Source organism: Streptomyces sp. NPDC002853 (genome assembly GCF_053591915.1).
Map to the genome: position 1 here is coordinate 32501 of NZ_JBSFUS010000001.1, position 16305 is coordinate 48805.

The window sequence follows — 16305 nt, forward strand, 5'->3', positions numbered from 1 at the left end:
CACGGGGATCCGCGCAGGACCCTAGGCGCCCCGGGCGGCGGGAATCCTGAGGGCGGCCAGCACCGGCAGATGGTCGGTGGCCGCCCGCAGATCCGCCTCGCTCACCCCTTCGAGTTCCAACGGCACGCCGCAGCCGAGGACTTCGACGCCCGAGGTGGCGAAGATCGCGTCGATGCGCTGATGCGGGTCCCCCGGCGTCGAGGTGTTCTCGCCGCCCCAGGGCGCGGTCGCCCAGCAGTCCCGCAGCTCCGAGGCGAGCCTGCGGAACGTACGCCCCTTGGGCCGGTCGTTGAGGTCACCGCCCGCGACGGCGTGCTCCACGCCCATCCCGGCAAGCCGGTCGAGCAGCATCCCGCCCTGCTCGTACCGCTCGTCGGTCTGCAGGCTCAGATGGCAGCTCAGCACGCCGAGCCGGGCCCCGCCGAAGCGCACGACGGCGGTGGCGAAGCCGCGCCGGTGCAGACCCGGCGTCAGCGGAAGCAGCACGTCCTCGGTCCGCTCGACGGTGGCCCGCAGCGAGCAGAGCAGCGCGGGCCCCGACGCGGTGGCGCCGCCCGAGAGCATCACCAGATCGGCTGCGCGCGCCAGCCGGGCCAGCTTCTTGCGCCACCGGAAGAACCGGGGCGCCTCCTGGACGAGTACGAGGTCGGGCGCACAGGCGGCGATGACCCGGGCCAGCGCGTCGGTGTCGTCCCGCATGGACCGGATGTTGTAGCTGAGCACCCGGATCACGGCTGAACCGTCGTCTTCGGTGCGGGAGTTGGGCAGCGTCACCATGGGGATCAAGATACGCGCCGCGAGGTGGTGCCACGACGAGGCCCGCCACCCCGGAAGGGGGACAGCGGGCCTCCTGCGACCTGCGCGATCAGCGCGGACTAGCCCTGGCGCGCCAGGTCGGCGGCGCCCACGAGCCCCGCCTTGTTGCCCAGCTGCGCGGCGAGCACCTGCGCGTGCGGACGCCACTGCCCGCCGATGAGCCACCGGCGGAACGACTTGCGGATCGGGTCGAGCACCAGCTCGCCCTCGTCGGAGAGGCCGCCGCCCACGATGAACGCGGAGGGGTCGAAGAGCGAGGCCAGGTCGGCGAGGCCCGCGCCGACCCAGCGGGCCAGCTCGCGGTACGAGTCGACCGCGACGGGGTCGCCGTGCCGGGCCGCCTCGCTGATGTGCTTGCCCTCGATGCCTTCCACGGTGCCGTCGCCGAGACCGAGCAGGATCTCCGCGTTCTCCGGCGTCGCGTTGGCGCGCTGGCGCCCGTACCGCAGAAGGGCGCGCCCCGAGGCGTACTGCTCCCAGCAGCCCTGGCTCCCGCAGCCGCACAGCAGCCCGTCAGGAACCACCCGGATGTGTCCGAACTCGGCGGCCACACCGAAGCGCCCGCGCCGCAGCTTGTTGCCGATGATGATGCCGCCGCCCAGGCCCGTGCCGAGGGTGATGACGATGACGTCCTCGTGGCCCTGGCCCGCGCCGAAGCGGTACTCGCCCCAGGCCGCGGCGTTCGCGTCGTTCTCCACGACGACCGGCAGGCCGACCCGCTGCTCGACCTTGTCCTTGAGCGGCTCGTGGCGCCAGTCGATGTTCGGTGCGAAGAGAACGGTGGCGCGCTTGTCGTCCACGTAACCGGCGGCGCCGATGCCGACAGCCTCCACGTCGTTCCCCTTGCCGGCCCCGGACACGGCGGCACAGATCGCGTCCACGATGCCTTCGGCGGTCGGCGGCGTGGGCACCTTGTGGGTGTCGAGAATGGTGCCCTCTTCGTCGACCACTCCGGCCGCGATTTTGGTGCCGCCGATATCGACGCCGATGGTGAGTCCCATGTGTCCCTCAGTTTCGGTCGAGCCCCGCTATGGGCAACCGTACCCGAGGGGTGTTCAGTCCAGGTCGATGTGTTCGGCGGGACCGGGGCCCTCGTCGCGCCGGTCGGGGCCCTTCGCGGCGTCGCTGCCACGGGTCCAGCGGCCCTCCTGGCCCTCGACCGCGGAGCGGTAGGCGGCGAGCAGTTCGCTGCCGGCGGATGCGAGGTGGTCGAAGACGTCGGGGTTGCGCTCGATGACGGGCTCGACGGCGGCCTTCGCCTGCTGGACGACCTGGCGCACGGTCTGCTCGACGGCGCCCTGCGCGACCGCGCCGAGCAACGGGCTCTGAAGTCCGGACAGCTTCTCCGAGACGGCGTCGACGAGCTTGCGCAGCTCCTCGCCCGCCGATCCGGGCGGCGGCCCGTACTGGGCGCGGCGCCGGGCCTTCTCCGCCGCGAGGTCCTCGGCGCACGCCTTCTCCCACGCGTCGGCGTCGGTGTCGGCCACTTCGGGTTCGGGCACTTCGCGCTCGGTGGCATCGCTCATGACGGAAGACTCCTGCGGAGGGCGGTCCAGGTGGATTCGTACCCTCGACGTTACCCGAACGGCGGTTGTGCGTTCACCGTGTCTGCGGCCACAGATCGGGGTCCGGCGCGAACCGCACCCGCAGCTCGCCGTCGCGCAGTCCGGCCCCCGCGACGGTGCAGCGGCGCAGGGCGGAAGGCAGGGGCACGATGCGCCGGAAGGTTCCGGCGGTGACGACGAGTTCGTCCCCGCGCCGGATGAGGCCGAGTTCTTCGCGTACGGCGCCGGGGAGCGGGATGTGCCAGACCAGTACGCCGTCGTCGGCGAGGGCGTCGGCGACGTGCCACCGGACGGGATCCGGGGCCGCGGCGGGGGCGGGCACCCCCAGGGCGGCCAGGTCGTCGGCGCCCCGCGGGTCGCGGCCCAGGTGCGGAAGCGTGCCGAGGATGTCACCGGACGTCTGTGCCCACTCGACCAGCGTCTTGCGCTGCTGGGTGACGAGCCCGGCGAGCCAGATGTCGGCGGTGTCGTCCGGGAGGACCCGGTTGGCGTGCAGGGCGTCGGTGCGCAGGCCCTGCAGCGCCAGGCCGGTGGCGGCGGCGCGCACGGCGTCGGCGCCCGCGGGTCCGGGCTCGGCGACCAGGCGGACCGTCGTGCCGGGGTCCTCGATCACGGCCTGCGCGGCGGCCAGTTCGGTGTCCCAGCGGGCCGCGGTCTCGTACAGCCAGGAGGCGGGCATCGGGACGCCCGCGAGGCGGCCGAGCATGGGCCGCAGGGCGCGGGCCGCCTGCCGCTCGGGCGGGAGCAGCCTGCGCAGATAGCGGCGCAGCTGTTCGGGGAGCGCGAGGACCACGAGGGCGCGGGGCACCGGGGGCAGGTCCACCACGACGGTGTCGTGTGCGCCCTGCCCGGCGTCGCGCAGGGCGCGCAGCAGGGCCAGTTCGTCGCTGCCGGGCAGGGGGGTGAGCTCCTCGCCGTCGAGGCGTCCGGCGCCGAGCAGGTCGAGCGCGGAACCCGCGCGGTTCTGCAGGGCCAGGAGGTCGTCACGGAACTCGTCGCCGGGGGTCAGTCCGCGGAGGGTGAGGTTCGCGTGGTCCGCGCCGAGGGCGTCTAGGGGGTCGGCGGAGACCAACAGGGTCCGGTGCCCCTCGCGGGCCGCGGACAGCGCGGTGGCCGCGGCGACAGTGGTTCGGCCCGAGCCGCCGGGGCCGGTGACGAGGAGGGTGCGCATAGGAGTGAACGGTACGTGAGGTGAGTCCCGCCGCCGCGCGGCGGATCTCCCCCGCCGGCGCTACTTCCCGCCGGACTCCACGCGCTTCTTCAGGCCCGCGAGCGCCCGGTCGATGATGACCTTCTCCGCCTTGCGCTTGATCATCCCGAGCATGGGGATCTTGACGTCGACGGTCAGCTTGTAGGTGACCTCCGTGCCGGTCCCCGCGGGCTTCAGGAGGTACGAGCCGTCGAGCGAACGCAGCATCTGCGACTTGACGAGGGTCCAGCTGACCTCGTTCTCGCCGGTCCACGTGTATCCGAGCGTCTGGTCGTCCTTGATCGCGCCCGCGTCCATGACGAGGCGGACCTGCTTGGCGCGGCCCTGGTCGTCGGTGTCGAGCACCTCCGCCTCCTTCACCTCACCCGTCCAGTCCGGGTAGCGCGCGAAGTCGGCGATCACCCCCATCACCTCGGCCGGTGCCGCCTCGATCGTGATGCTCGAGCTGGTGTGTTCCGCCATCTCTGTGGCTCCTCCAGATGCGGTCCGGTACGGGGGGTGGTGTGTACGTGTGTGACGCGTGAAGGCTACCGCGCACGAAGTGGCCCACCGTCACCACTCCAGGGCCCACGGCCTGCCCGAGCTCGCGAAGTGACCCACGTTCACACACTCCGTCGCCCCGATCCGCATCCGCCGGGTCAACGGCTGGTGAACGTGGCCGAAAAGTGCGTATCGCGGGCGGGTCCTGTGAATGGCGGCGAGCAGTGCGCGGCTCCCCCGCTCGAAGCGGCGCGCGACGGTGTCGTACACCAGCTCGGGGACGTCCGGCGGGATGTGCGTGCAGAGCACGTCGACCTCGCCGACGGCCTCGATCTTCGCCGCGTACTCCTCGTCGCTGATCTCGTACGGCGTCCGCATGGGCGTGCGCAGGCAGCCGCCGACGAAGCCGAAGACCCGGCCGCCGATCTCGGCCCGGCCGCCGTCGATGACGGTGGTGCCGGGGTTCGCGTACTCGGACCAGAGGGTCGGTATGTCGACATTGCCGTAGGTGGCGTACGTCGGCACGGGGAAGGCGGCGAACATCTCGGCGTACTGCTTGCGCACCGCTTTCTCGATGGCGGGCCCGCGGTCCATGCCCGCCCACAGCCGGGATCCGAACTCCCTGGCCTCCTCGAAGCGGCGGGCGGTGCGCAGCTCGACCAGGCGGTCGGCGTTCTCCTTGCCGAAGAGGTCGGGGAAGATGCCGCGCGAGTGGTCGGCGTAGTCGAGGAAGAGGACCAGGTCACCGAGACAGACGAGCGCGTCGGCTCCCTCGCCCGCGCGGGCGAGATCCTTCGTGTTGCCGTGCACGTCACTGACCACATTGACCCGGAAACCTGGCATGCCGATCACCCTAGAACGAGCGGGCAAACGAGGGTAGAGGCCCCGAGAAGCACGGAGAAGGGGGCGGACCTGCGGTTACTTCCGAGTCGGGAATGGCGTGGCGTACTGTGCGGTTCAGACCACAACGTCGTGTGACGCACCGAACATCTGGCCCGGACCCCCTACCGAACAAGCCATACCCATGGGTAACGTCCGGGCAGTCCAGTAGTGCTCCAGCTGTCTTTCCCCCCATTCCCCCCGGAGCACCTGCCCGATCTTGGACCGCACCGTCGCATCGCACAACGCCGTGGCGCCGGCGCCCTATGTAGGAGCAGCAGTCTTGCGCGAGTTCAGCCTTCCGGCCCTGTACGAGGTCCCTGCGGACGGCAATCTGACCGACATCGTCCGCAGAAATGCCGCGCAGCACCCGGATGTCGCCGTCATCGGCCGCAAGGTGGACGGCACCTGGCAGGACGTCAACGCCAAGACCTTCCTCGCCGAGGTGCGCGCCGCCGCCAAGGGGCTCATCGCCTCCGGGGTGCGCCCCGGCGACCGCGTCGCCCTGATGTCCCGCACGCGTTACGAGTGGACGCTCCTCGACTTCGCGATCTGGAGCGCGGGCGCGATCACCGTTCCCGTGTACGAGACGAGTTCGGCCGAGCAGATCCAGTGGATCCTCGGGGACTCCGGCGCCGTGGGCATCGTCGTGGAGCTCGACGCGCACCGCGCCGCCGTCGAGTCCGTGCGCGACCGTCTGCCCGACCTGGTCAACGTCTGGCAGATCGACGGCGGCGGCGTCGACGAGCTGAACCGCACGGGCGCCGAGGTTTCGGAGGAGACCGTCGACGAGCGCAGCGCGGTCGCGGGCGCCGACGACCCGGCCACCATCGTCTACACCTCGGGTACCACCGGCCGCCCCAAGGGCTGTGTGCTCACCCACCGCAGCTTCTTCGCGGAGTGCGGCAACGTGGTGGAGCGCCTGAAGCCGCTGTTCCGCACCGGCGAGTGCTCGGTCCTCCTCTTCCTCCCCGTCGCGCACGTCTTCGGGCGTCTGGTCGAGGTCGCCGCGCTGATGGCGCCGATCAAGCTGGGGCACGCGCCGGACGTCAAGAACCTCACGGACGAGCTGGCCTCGTTCCGGCCGACCATGATCCTGGGCGTCCCGCGCGTCTTCGAGAAGGTCTACAACTCGGCGCGTGCCAAGGCGCAGGCCGACGGCAAGGGCAAGATCTTCGACAAGGCCGCGGACACGGCGATCGCGTACAGCCGCGCGCTCGACACCCCGAGCGGTCCCTCGCTCGGTTTGAAGATCAAGTACAAGACGTTCGACAAGCTGGTCTACAGCAAGCTGCGGGCCGTCCTCGGCGGGCGCGGCGAGTTCGCGATCTCGGGCGGCGCGCCGCTCGGTGAGCGCCTGGGCCACTTCTTCCGCGGCATCGGCTTCACGGTCCTGGAGGGCTACGGCCTGACGGAGTCCTGCGCGGCCACCGCCTTCAACCCCTGGGACCGCCAGAAGATCGGCACGGTCGGCCAGCCGCTGCCCGGCTCGGTCGTCCGGATCGCCGACGACGGCGAGGTGCTGCTGCACGGCGAGCACCTGTTCACGGAGTACTGGAACAACGAGGGCGCGACCGAAGAGGCGCTGGCCGACGGCTGGTTCCACACCGGTGACATCGGCACCCTCGACGAGGACGGCTACCTCCGGATCACCGGCCGCAAGAAGGAGATCATCGTGACGGCGGGCGGCAAGAACGTCGCTCCCGCGGTGATCGAGGACCGCATCCGGGCGCACGCGCTTGTCGCGGAGTGCATGGTCGTGGGCGACGGGCGGCCCTTCGTGGGCGCGCTCGTCACGGTGGACGACGAGTTCGTGGGCCGCTGGGCCGTGGACCACGGGAAGCCCGCGGACTCCACGGCCGCGTCGCTCCGGGAGGACCCGGACCTTCTCGCCGCGATCCAGACCGCGGTGGACGACGGCAACGCGGCGGTCTCCAAGGCGGAGTCCGTACGCAAGTTCCGTGTCCTCGCCTCGCAGTTCACGGAGGAGTCGGGCCATCTGACTCCGTCGCTGAAGCTGAAGCGGAATGTTGTGGCGAAGGATTACGCGGACGAGATCGAGGCGATTTACCGCGGGTAGCGTTGACGGTTCCCGCCCACTCGCCGTGAGGGGGGCTGCTTCCTTTGCGCCTTGCGGTCGTAGCCGGTTGCTCGCGCAGTTCCCCGCGCCCCTTTGAAGGGGCGCGGGGAACTGCGCGCTCAGGCCATGACGGCCGTCAGTCGCACGCAGCGCCCAGCGGCAACCCCTCAGGCGCAGGCGCTCACAGCAGCTCCCGCAGCCTCTCCGCCAGGAGATCCCAGCGCCACCGTTCCTCGACCCACTCCCGGCCCCGCTCCCCCATCCGAGCCCGCAACTCCCCGTCCCCGAGCAGGGTGACGATCCGGTCCGCGGCCGCCTCCGGGGAGCCGCCCCGGACGACCCACCCCGTCTCACCGTCAAGCACCGCGTCCGGCGCCCCGCCGGAGTCCCCCGCGACCACGGGAAGGCCGGTGGCCGAAGCCTCCAGGTAGACGATCCCGAGGCCCTCCACGTCAAGGCCCCCGCGCCTGGTCCTGCAGGGCATCGCGAAGACGTCCCCCGCGCCGTAGTGCGCGGGAAGTTCCTCCCACGGCACCGCGCCGGTGAAGCGAACGGAGTCCGAGACCCCGGTCTCGGCGGCCAGCTTCCGCAGCTCCTTCTCGTAAGGGCCGCCTCCGACCACGAGGAGCACCGCTTCAGGCTCCCGAGCCAGAATCCGCGGCATGGCCAGGATCAACGTGTCCTGCCCCTTGCGCGGCACAAGCCGCGAGACGCACACCACGACCGGCCGGTCCGTCAGACCGAGCCGGGCCCGTACCGCGGCCCCACCCGAGCCCGGGTGGAACGTCTTCTCGTCGACGCCCGGCGGCAGTTGGACCATCCGCCCAGCCGCAGCAGGCGAGAGCGCGGCGGCGATGCGCGAGCGCGTGTACTCACCCAGATAGGTGATCGTGTCCGTCGAATCACCGATGCGCCGCAGCAGTTGGCGTGACGCGGGCAGCTGCGCCCAGCCCGCCTCGTGCCCGTGCGTCGTGGCGACGAGCCGCCTCGCGCCCGCCTTGCGCAGCGCGGGCGACATGAGGCCGAGCGGCGCCGCGGCCCCGAACCACACCGACTCGCAGCCGTGTTCACGCAGCAGCGAGACCGCGCGCCGCGTGACGCGCGGCGTCGGGAGCAGCATCGTCGTGGGGTCGCGTACGACCTTGAAGGGCTGCTCCGCGTCGAAGGCGGCGGTCGCCTCGGCGCCCTCGCGTCCCCGCTTCCACGTGGAGGCGTAGACGACGAGCTGTTCGGGGTCCAGGCGCAGCGCCATGTTGTGCAGGAACGCCTGGATGCCACCGGGCCTGGGCGGGAAGTCGTTCGTGACGATCAGGGTCTTGTGCATCGTCGCCGACAGTACCCAAAGCCCGGTGGGGCGTGGGACGGCCTCGCCCTCCGGACGGCCCCGCCTCATCGCCCATCCACGGCCGCGCCCGGCATCATGGCTCCACGAACCACAATGAAGTATCCGAAAAGGGGCGTGGTGCGCGTGGCGCGGATCCTGACCGTCTGGGTGCTGACCAGGACAGTGCTTCTGCTCTGCGTCTTCAAGGTGCTCACCGCCCCCGGCCCCGACGTGACCAGCGACGTCGCCGTCATCTACCAGGGCTGGTACGAGGTCCTGCGGACCGGCACCTTCCCCCTCGACGACGTCACCTGGCAGTACCCGCCCGCCGCCGCCCTCGCGGTCCTCTCCCCCGCCCTGCTGCCCTTCGTGGACTACACGTCGGCGTTCTTCGTGCTCGCCTTCCTGTCCGACGCGCTCGTCTGCGGACTGCTCCTGTACGCGGGCCGGCGGCCCGGCAAGTCCCTCCGTGGGGCCTGGGTGTGGGTCCTCGGCGTGGCGCTGCTCGGGCCGACCGTCTACGCCCGTTACGACGTCATGGTGACGGCCGTCGCGGTCGCCGCGCTGCTCGCCGGGGCACGGCACCCCCGCGTGATGGGGGCGCTCGCGGGGTTCGGCGCGCTGCTGAAGGTGTGGCCCGCCCTGCTGCTCGTCGGCATGCCACGCGCGCGTGCCACCCGGAGTTCCTGGGGCGCGGCGGCCGCCACCGCCCTCGGCCTGACCCTCGCCTTCCTGGTGACGATGCCCGGCGCGCTCGCCTTCCTGACCTTCCAGCGCGACCGCGGCACCGAGGTCGAGTCGCTCGGCGCGCTCGTCTTCCACGTCGCGCGCCACCTCGGCTGGCAGGGCGAGGTGCAGCTCAACTACGGCTCGGTGGAGTTCCTCGGCCCCTACGTCACGCTGGTCAGCACGGTGGCGCAGGGGCTCTCCGTGGCCGCCTTCTGCTGGCTCATCGGGTGGCGGCTCCGGGCCCGTGAGTGGTCGGCGAGCACGGTCGCGGACGCGGCCTTCGTCGCCGTTCTGCTGTTCACGACGACGAGCCGGGTGATCAGCCCGCAGTACCTGCTGTGGCTGGTCGGGGTCGCCGCCGTGTGCACGGCGTTTCGCGCGAGCCGCATGGCGCTGCCCGCGCGCCTGGTCCTCGCGGCCACGTTCGTCACGTTCCTGGAGTTCCCCGTGTGGTTCTCGCACGTGGTGGCGAGCGACCCGCTGGGCATCACCCTGCTCTTCGTGCGCAACGGCCTGCTCGTCGCGGCGGCGCTGCTCGCCTGCCGGAACCTGTGGCGGCAGACGGTGTCCGAACCGCGGACCCGGGCGCGGGCGTCGGCGTCGGCGTCCGAGGAGGTCAGCCGAGCTCGGCCCGCAGATACCTACGCCACTGCGCCGTGAACTCCTCCAGGGAGATGTCCAGGACGTCCCGCAGGGCGTCCTCCACCGCGCCGGGCCTCTTCTCGCGCTCGCCGACGGCTTCGTAGAAGTCCGTCAGGCTTTCCTCGCCCCACTGGTCCGCGATCATCCGACAGGCCAGCCACGACCCTTCGTACGCCTGCGCGAGCCTGCCCGCGTCCCCGCTGAAGCCGAAGTCGTCGTCCTCGGGGAGCGCGCCGGGCAGTCGCTCCTCCTGGACGGCGCTGCGCAGCTCGGGGGCGGCCTGTGCGGCGGTGCGGCCCGTGCCGCGGTAGCCCACCCAGTCGGCGAAGCCCTCGGAGAGCCACAAGGGGGTCGCCCGCGAGGTGTGCGCGCGGGTCGCGACATGGGTCGTCTCATGGGTGAGCACGACCTGTTTGCCGAAGTCGCCGAGCACGCCGTACGCCTCGGGGTTGACGATGATCCGGTCCGCGGGCGCCTCGCCGGAGCCGCCCGTCTCCCCCGTGGTCACCGCCGCGATCCCCTGGTAGCCGGAGGCGGGCGCCCCGAGCAGCCCCGCCATGCCGTCGAGGGACTTGGGCACCATCACGACGACCCGCCGCGGCCACTTCCCCTGCCAGGCGTCCCGCACCAGGGGAACCGCCCGGTCGGCGAGGGCCGCGTACTCGCGCAGCGTCGTCTTCTCCCGCTCGCCGCGTCCCACGCCGAGCACGAGGCTCTGAGCGCCCCGTACGGACGTCACCGGCCCCTGGTCCCAGAGTTGCTGCGTGGCCTTCTTCGCGGGCCGCTCAGCGACGACGTACCACCGCCCGTCGCGCTCCTGGAGCGTGAGCGAGCGCGAGGTGATGAGCGGCTCGCTGTCGTAGCCCTTGATGCGGTACCGCAGGTCGGCGGTCGCCGTGGCGCGCGCGCCGTCGCGCCGGAACGCGGTCAGGCGGTACTGCCAGGACTCCAGCGGGACCTCACGGAGGTTGTCGTAGGCCACGGCGGCTCCGGCGTCGCGGCCCGTCGCGCGGTACGCCTTCGCGTCCCGGTCGAGCAGCGCGTCCGCCCGCCGGTCGAGCAGCCTGCGCACGTCGCCGGGCGCGGCATCGGACGCCGTGGGTCCGCCGCACCCGACGAGCAGGGCGACACAGATCCCCGACACCCACGCCCCACGCCCGCGACCAGCCACGTTTCAGATCGTAAGGGCAACGGGCCGCGGACCGCCGGTCAGATCCGCGTCACCGACGAGACCGGCATCATGCCGACCGGGTCGTAGCGCACGGCGGCACCGGGGTAGGGGGCGTGCACGACCTGGCCGTTGCCCATGTACATCCCGATGTGGCTGGCGTCGTCGCGGTAGGCGACCAGGTCACCCGGCTGCGCCTGGGCCAGCGGCACCTGGCGCCCCGCATGGCGCTGGGCCTGCGAGGTGCGCGGCAGGCCGACGCCCGCCTGCGCGTACGACCACTGGGTGAGGCCCGAGCAGTCGAAGCCGGAGGGGCCGTTGGCGCCCCACACGTAGGGGCGGCCGATCGCCGACCGCGCCGCCGCGATGGCGGCCGCGGCCCGCGACGAGGACGGCCCCGCGCTCCCGAGGTCCGGCATCTCCTCACGTCCCGAGCGCGACGACCTGTCGTACTCCTCACGGTCCTGCGAGGACAGCGAGTTCAGGAGCCGGCGGGCCTCGGCGAGCTTGTGTTCGACGCTCCGCTTCTGGCGGGCGACGGCGGTGCGGCTCTTCTCCAGCTCGGCGAGCTTGTGTCCCGCCTCCGTGCGCTCCTGGGCGAGGCTGCGCTGGGCCTGCTGCAGATCGGTCAGTTCACCGGCCTGCCGGACGCTGATGCGGTCGAGCGTGGCCGCCCTGTCCAGGTAGCCGTCCGGGTCGGAGGAGAGCATCAGGACCAGGGAGGGGTCGATGCCGCCCGAGCGGTACTGCGCCCCGGCGAGCGAACCGAGCGCGCCGCGCATCGTGTTGATGCGCTCCTGGCCGCGGGCGACGCTGTCCTTGGCCCGCTCGACCTGCTCGCGCAGTGTGTCCGCGCGCTCGTCGGCCTTGTTGTACGCCTCGGTGGCCTTCTCGGCCTGCTCGAAGAGGCGGTCCACCTTGGCCTTGGTGGTCGCCGGGGTGTCCTGCGGTGCGGCGCCCGCCGGTGCGGCGAAGGCGGCCGCGGCGGTCGCCGCGGCGGCTGACAGGACGGTTACGCGCGTGCTCCGGTCCAGACCGGACAGCGCGGGACGACGATGGGACCCCACGGGAAGCCGCTCTCCCTCCGCATGACGGACCCCCGGGCGAACCGGGGGAAAATCCCCCGATGCGTCGGGGGAATGGGCGCGAGAGTAGCCGTGGGATCACGTCACGGCCAAAGACCCTGCCGTGCACACAACGTGACGCCCCGCCGGAGACGCAGGTCACCGACGGGGCGTGGGGTCAGCGTGAGTTGCCGGAATTCGCCCGTTTGGGCGGCACTCCGGTCGTTTCAGATGCGGACGCCGAACTGGAAGGAGCCGATGGTCGACATCGACTCGTAGCGCACCACGGCGCCCGGCTTCGGGGCGTGCAGCACCTGACCGTTGCCCGCGTACAGACCGACGTGCGCGAGGCTGTTGAAGAACACCAGGTCGCCGGGCTTCAGCTCGCCACGGCCGATCTTCGGGCCGTCGTTCTGCTGGGTGTACGTGGTCCGGGTGATCTGCACACCGGCCTGGTTGTACGCCCACTGCGTCAGGCCGGAGCAGTCGTAGGAGTTGGGGCCGCTGCCGCCGGAGACGTACGGCTTGCCGATCTGCGTCGCGGCGGCGCTCAGGGCGGCCTGGCCGCGCTGCGAGGCCGGCGCCTCCTTGCCGAGGTCCACGCGGTCGCCGGCGTCGCGGCTCGCGCGCTGCTCCTTGGCGGCGAGCTCCTGCTTCTCCTTGGCGGTGAGGGTGTTGAGCAGCTTCTGGGCGGCGCCGAGCTTGCTCTGGACTTCCTTCTTCTTCTTGCCCAGTTCCTTGCGCGTGTCGGCGAGGTCCTTGAGCTTGTCGGAAGCCTCCTTGCGCTCCTGCGCGAGGGTCCGCTGCTTCTCCTGGACTTTCTTGAGCGCCTCGACCTGCTGACTGCTCAACTGGTCCATGGTGGACGCCTTGTCGAGGTAGTCGTCCGGGTCGGCCGAGAGGAAGAGCTGGACGGAGGGGTCGATGCCGCCGGAGCGGTACTGCGCGCTGGCCATCGAACCGAGGCCGCCGCGGAGGTCGTTGAGGTCCTCCTGGCCGCGGGCCACCTTGTCCTGAAGCTCGCCGATCTCCTTCTCGAGCTTCTCCTGCTTCTCCTTGGCGCCGTTGTACCGGTCGGTGGCCCGGCCGGCGTCCTCGTAGAGCTTGTCGACCTTGGACTTGACCTCGTCCTTGCTCGGCTTCTCGCTCGGCGTCGCGTTGGCCGCCTGGGAGGTGAGTGCGACGGCAGCGGCGGCGGTCGCGGTGAGCACGGTCACGCGCGCGCGGCTCGGCTGCTTGGGTCGACGGTGGGACGCCACGAAGGCGGCTCCTTCTTCCTCCAGCCGCCTACCGAGACCCGGTCGGCGGGTACCACCGCTGTCACCCCGGATGGGTGATCAACCGAGCGGAGGTTCGAGGCGAGACCCTAGTGACCTTCTTGTGATCAGTTCAAATCCTGACCGGCAAAAAGTGGGGTGCGGGAGGCATATTTTACCGATAACGCACAGCCGGTGATGATCTCTTGACGCTACGTCGCGTCACCGGCGCCCCAATTCGGGCATAGGGCGCAGGAGTTACTTGCACCCCTTTAGGAGTGCGAAACCGGCGTACGCGGGGCGTGCGGGAACGGCGCGCGTCAGCCGCGCGAGAGCCGCTTCAGAAGAACGGCCGAAGCGACGGGCCGCGCACCCGCCTTCGCGATCCCGTCGGCCACCTCGCGGTCGGTCGAGACGACGACCACGGGGCGGCCGGGAGGCTCGGCGCGCACCAGCTGGCGGATCAGTTCGTCCGCGGTGACGCCCGCCTTGGAGAACAGCACCCGCACCCCGCGCGGCGGCGCGAGCAGTACGGGCGCGGCGAGTTCGGCCCCGTCGAAGACACAGGTCATCTCGGCGCCGGTCTGTGCGGCGAGCTGCGAGAGCGAGCCGAGCAGCCGCAGCCGCTGCTTCTCCAGGGGCATCGTCGGATAGCCGGTCTTGGTGACGTTGTAGCCGTCCACGACCATGTGCGCCTGCGGCAGCGCGAGCAACTGGTCGATGATCGCCGGGTCGTTCTCGGAGAGAGCGCGCGCGGCGATGTCCTTCGGCGTCATCCGCCCCGGCTCGACGGCGTCCACGGTCTCGGCGGGCCGCACGGAGACCGGCGGCAGGGCCAGTTCGCGGCGCAGCCCCTGGGCGGACTCCAGCACCGTGTCGAGCAGCAGCCGCACCCGCATGTCCTCGACGCTGCGGCCCTCGCGCGCCGCCCTGCGACTGGCCTCAAGGGCGGCCTCGGTCTCACTGAGCCGGGCCTTGAGCCGCCGGCCCTCGCTCTCGGCTGCGGACAGCTGCGCCTGGCCTTCGGCCCGCGCGGCGTCGTACTCGGCAGCGGCCTTGCGCAGGGCAGCCTCGCCGCGCTTGACGTCGCTGAGAGCGCCGCGCAGCTTGCGATGCATCGATTCGGCTTCCCTCTTCGCCGACTCCAGCTCGGTGCGCAGCCGCTCCGTCTCGGCCTTCGTCTGGCCGCGGGCCGCCGCGAGTTCCTCGCGCAGCCGTTCGAGCTCGGCCCGGGTCTCGTCGTCGACGCGCTCGGCGTCCGCCCGCAGGGCCTCCTCGCCCGCGGCGGTCACCAGCTTCACCCAGCCGGTGGGACGCAGCACATAGGCCGCGGCCGCCACGTCGAGGGGGTCCGCGGCCGGGGGCGGTGAGCCCGCGTCCAGGGCGCCGGTGAGCTCGGGCTGCGCCTCTCTGAGACGTTCGCCGATGCGCTGCCGGAAGAGCGCGTCGCCCTCCAGGGCCGCCGCCATCGCGTTGCCCGCGAACTTCGTGCGCCGGGTCGGCGTGAAGCGGGCGTACTGCCGCAACTGTGCGGGCAGTTCGCTGACCGTGAGGCCGCCGAAGCCGTCCGAGACGATCTGGACGACCCGTCGGCGCACTCCGTCGGGCAGCGGGCGGTCGAGCACCTCAGCGGCGCCGTCGTCCGGCTCCCCGCTCGCGCTCTCCACCATCCGTCACCCCACTAGCTGTGCGGGGCCCGCTCCGTCAGGAGCCGGCGCCCGGCCTGTCCACGAGTTCCACCTGGTCCACCGCGTTGCACCAGCGGCAGCGCACCGACTCGATGGTCTCACTGACCACCTCGCGTTCCTCGATGTTCGACTCACCGGCCAGGTCGAGGTGCACATATTCGACGACCTTCGAACTGCGGGTCACGTCGAAGCGCGTGAGGTTGCCGCAGAGCTGGCAGCGCCACCTGGTGGTGTCGGTCGGCAGAGGAACCGTCATCGTGGCTGTTCGCTTTCCTTCGGAATTCCATGGTGCGTGGTGCCCGTAACCCTAAGGCCTGTAAGGGTCTCCATGCGGCGGCCTCCCACCCGGCGGGGCGCTCTGTACGGTTTGCTGCCCTTACGTCATGCTCTGTTCATGATCAAGGCATGGGGTACGACGGCGGGCCGGATGCTCAGGGGGCAGTCCGCCCCGGTGACGTACGGCCTGATCGCCGCCTGCTGTCTGGTCTTCGTGATCTCGCCGGTGTCCGGCCTCAATCCCGCGTACGGCACCGGCGACGAGGTGCTCGCCGCCCAACAGGCCTACTTCGAGCGCTGGGGGGTGATTCCCTCCGAGCTGTTCAGCGGCGCGGCGCGGCCCCTGCTCGCCCCCGCCACCGCCCTCTTCGTGCACGGCAGCTGGCTGCACCTCCTGGGCAACATGCTCTTCCTCTTCGTCTTCGGGGCGATGGCCGAGGAACGGATGGGGCACGTCCAGTTCGCGCTCTTCTATCTCGGCTGCGGCTATCTCGCCCTGTTCGCCTACGCGGTCGCGCACGCGGGCTCCGACCAGACCCTGGTGGGCGCGTCGGGGGCGATCTCCGCGGTGCTCGGCGCCTTCCTGAGCCTCTTCCCGAAGGCGCGGGTCACCAGCCTCTTCCCGTTCCTCTTCTTCCTGCCGCTGCGGTTCCCTGCGTGGGTGGTGCTGCCCTTCTGGGTGGTGCTGCAGTGGCTCGCGGCCTGGCAGGGCGCGGCGGGGCCCGGAGTGGCCTATCTGGCCCACCTGGTCGGATTCTCCCTGGGCTTTCTGTACGCGTGGGGGCGCTACAGGTGGACGGCTAGAGTGAAGAAGCCAGCACCGGTTACCGAGGGAGACAGTCAGCCGTGATCACCGCGATCGTGCTCATCAAGACCAGCGTGGACCGGATCCCGGAGATCGCCGAGTCGATCGCCGCCCTCGACTGCGTCAGCGAGGTCTTCTCCGTGACCGGCACGTACGACCTGATCGCCATGGTGCGCGTCTCGCGCCACGACGACCTGGCCGACGTCATCCCCGGCAAGATCAGCAAGATCCCCGGCGTGGAGGGGACGGACACGCACGTCGCGTTCCGCACGTACTCGCAGCACGACCTCGAGGCGGCGTTCGCGATCGGCCTCGACTCCTGA

Annotated in this window: 16 protein-coding genes; 4 read left to right on the forward strand and 12 right to left on the reverse strand. The window is 71.5% G+C overall.

The genetic code is table 11. The annotated features are described in order from the left end of the window. Positions 1-21: 21 nt before the first annotated feature. From ACWD02_RS00175 to ACWD02_RS00200, 6 genes are all read right to left on the reverse strand, one after another. Complete coding sequence (locus tag ACWD02_RS00175) at positions 22-777, reverse strand: endonuclease/exonuclease/phosphatase family protein (RefSeq protein WP_451202742.1); 756 nt, start codon at positions 775-777, stop codon at positions 22-24. Between the two features lie 98 nt (positions 778-875). Next, a complete protein-coding gene (locus ACWD02_RS00180) occupies positions 876-1817 on the reverse strand; it encodes an ROK family glucokinase (RefSeq protein ID WP_363208268.1) in 942 nt (313 codons plus the stop codon). Positions 1818-1871: 54 nt separating this feature from the next. Further along, entirely contained in the window at positions 1872-2342 is a 471-nt protein-coding gene (locus tag ACWD02_RS00185) for a DUF5304 domain-containing protein (protein WP_451202745.1), read from the reverse strand. A gap of 73 nt (positions 2343-2415) precedes the next feature. Then, positions 2416-3552 (reverse strand): ArsA family ATPase, encoded by a 1137-nt coding sequence (locus tag ACWD02_RS00190; RefSeq protein WP_451202748.1) that lies wholly within the window; start codon positions 3550-3552, stop codon positions 2416-2418. A 60-nt stretch (positions 3553-3612) separates the two neighbouring features. Further along, on the reverse strand, positions 3613-4053 hold the full coding sequence (locus ACWD02_RS00195) for an SRPBCC family protein (RefSeq protein ID WP_451202751.1): 441 nt from the start codon (positions 4051-4053) through the stop codon (positions 3613-3615). 90 nt (positions 4054-4143) lie between these two features. Then, positions 4144-4914: a metallophosphoesterase family protein gene (locus ACWD02_RS00200; protein WP_451202754.1), complete on the reverse strand. Its 771-nt coding sequence runs from the start codon at positions 4912-4914 to the stop codon at positions 4144-4146. Between the two features lie 319 nt (positions 4915-5233). Here ACWD02_RS00200 and ACWD02_RS00205 point away from each other — a divergent pair, with 319 nt between their 5' ends. Beyond that, positions 5234-7030, forward strand: coding sequence for an AMP-dependent synthetase/ligase (locus ACWD02_RS00205; RefSeq protein ID WP_451202757.1), 1797 nt, complete (start codon positions 5234-5236; stop codon positions 7028-7030). A gap of 181 nt (positions 7031-7211) precedes the next feature. Here ACWD02_RS00205 and ACWD02_RS00210 read toward each other — a convergent pair whose 3' ends face one another. Then, a complete protein-coding gene (locus tag ACWD02_RS00210) occupies positions 7212-8354 on the reverse strand; it encodes a glycosyltransferase family 4 protein (protein ID WP_451202760.1) in 1143 nt (380 codons plus the stop codon). 114 nt (positions 8355-8468) lie between these two features. Between ACWD02_RS00210 and ACWD02_RS00215 the strand changes: the two genes are divergently transcribed. Then, positions 8469-9743: a glycosyltransferase 87 family protein gene (locus ACWD02_RS00215; protein WP_451202763.1), complete on the forward strand. Its 1275-nt coding sequence runs from the start codon at positions 8469-8471 to the stop codon at positions 9741-9743. Here the strand turns inward: ACWD02_RS00215 and ACWD02_RS00220 are convergent. The 5 genes from ACWD02_RS00220 to ACWD02_RS00240 form a co-directional block, all read right to left on the reverse strand. Next, the gene (locus ACWD02_RS00220; RefSeq protein ID WP_451202765.1) at positions 9700-10896 is read right to left on the reverse strand and encodes a hypothetical protein; all 1197 of its coding nucleotides are present in this window, start codon (positions 10894-10896) and stop codon (positions 9700-9702) included. The genes ACWD02_RS00215 and ACWD02_RS00220 overlap by 44 nt on opposite strands. 38 nt (positions 10897-10934) lie before the next feature. Beyond that, on the reverse strand, positions 10935-11960 hold the full coding sequence (locus ACWD02_RS00225) for an NlpC/P60 family protein (RefSeq protein ID WP_451202768.1): 1026 nt from the start codon (positions 11958-11960) through the stop codon (positions 10935-10937). 224 nt (positions 11961-12184) lie between these two features. Then, complete coding sequence (locus ACWD02_RS00230) at positions 12185-13216, reverse strand: C40 family peptidase (protein WP_451202770.1); 1032 nt, start codon at positions 13214-13216, stop codon at positions 12185-12187. Positions 13217-13533: 317 nt separating this feature from the next. After that, entirely contained in the window at positions 13534-14883 is a 1350-nt protein-coding gene (locus ACWD02_RS00235; protein ID WP_451202773.1) for an NYN domain-containing protein, read from the reverse strand. A gap of 34 nt (positions 14884-14917) precedes the next feature. After that, positions 14918-15157 carry a hypothetical protein gene (locus tag ACWD02_RS00240; protein ID WP_363208279.1) on the reverse strand — a complete coding sequence of 80 codons (240 nt, stop codon included), beginning with the start codon at positions 15155-15157 and terminating at the stop codon, positions 14918-14920. Positions 15158-15295: 138 nt separating this feature from the next. Between ACWD02_RS00240 and ACWD02_RS00245 the strand changes: the two genes are divergently transcribed. Together ACWD02_RS00245 and ACWD02_RS00250 are read left to right on the forward strand one after the other, a co-directional pair. Then, positions 15296-16027, forward strand: coding sequence for a rhomboid family intramembrane serine protease (locus tag ACWD02_RS00245; RefSeq protein WP_451202776.1), 732 nt, complete (start codon positions 15296-15298; stop codon positions 16025-16027). Beyond that, a complete protein-coding gene (locus ACWD02_RS00250; protein ID WP_363208281.1) occupies positions 16024-16305 on the forward strand; it encodes an Lrp/AsnC family transcriptional regulator in 282 nt (93 codons plus the stop codon). Before ACWD02_RS00245 ends, ACWD02_RS00250 begins: the two co-directional genes overlap by 4 nt.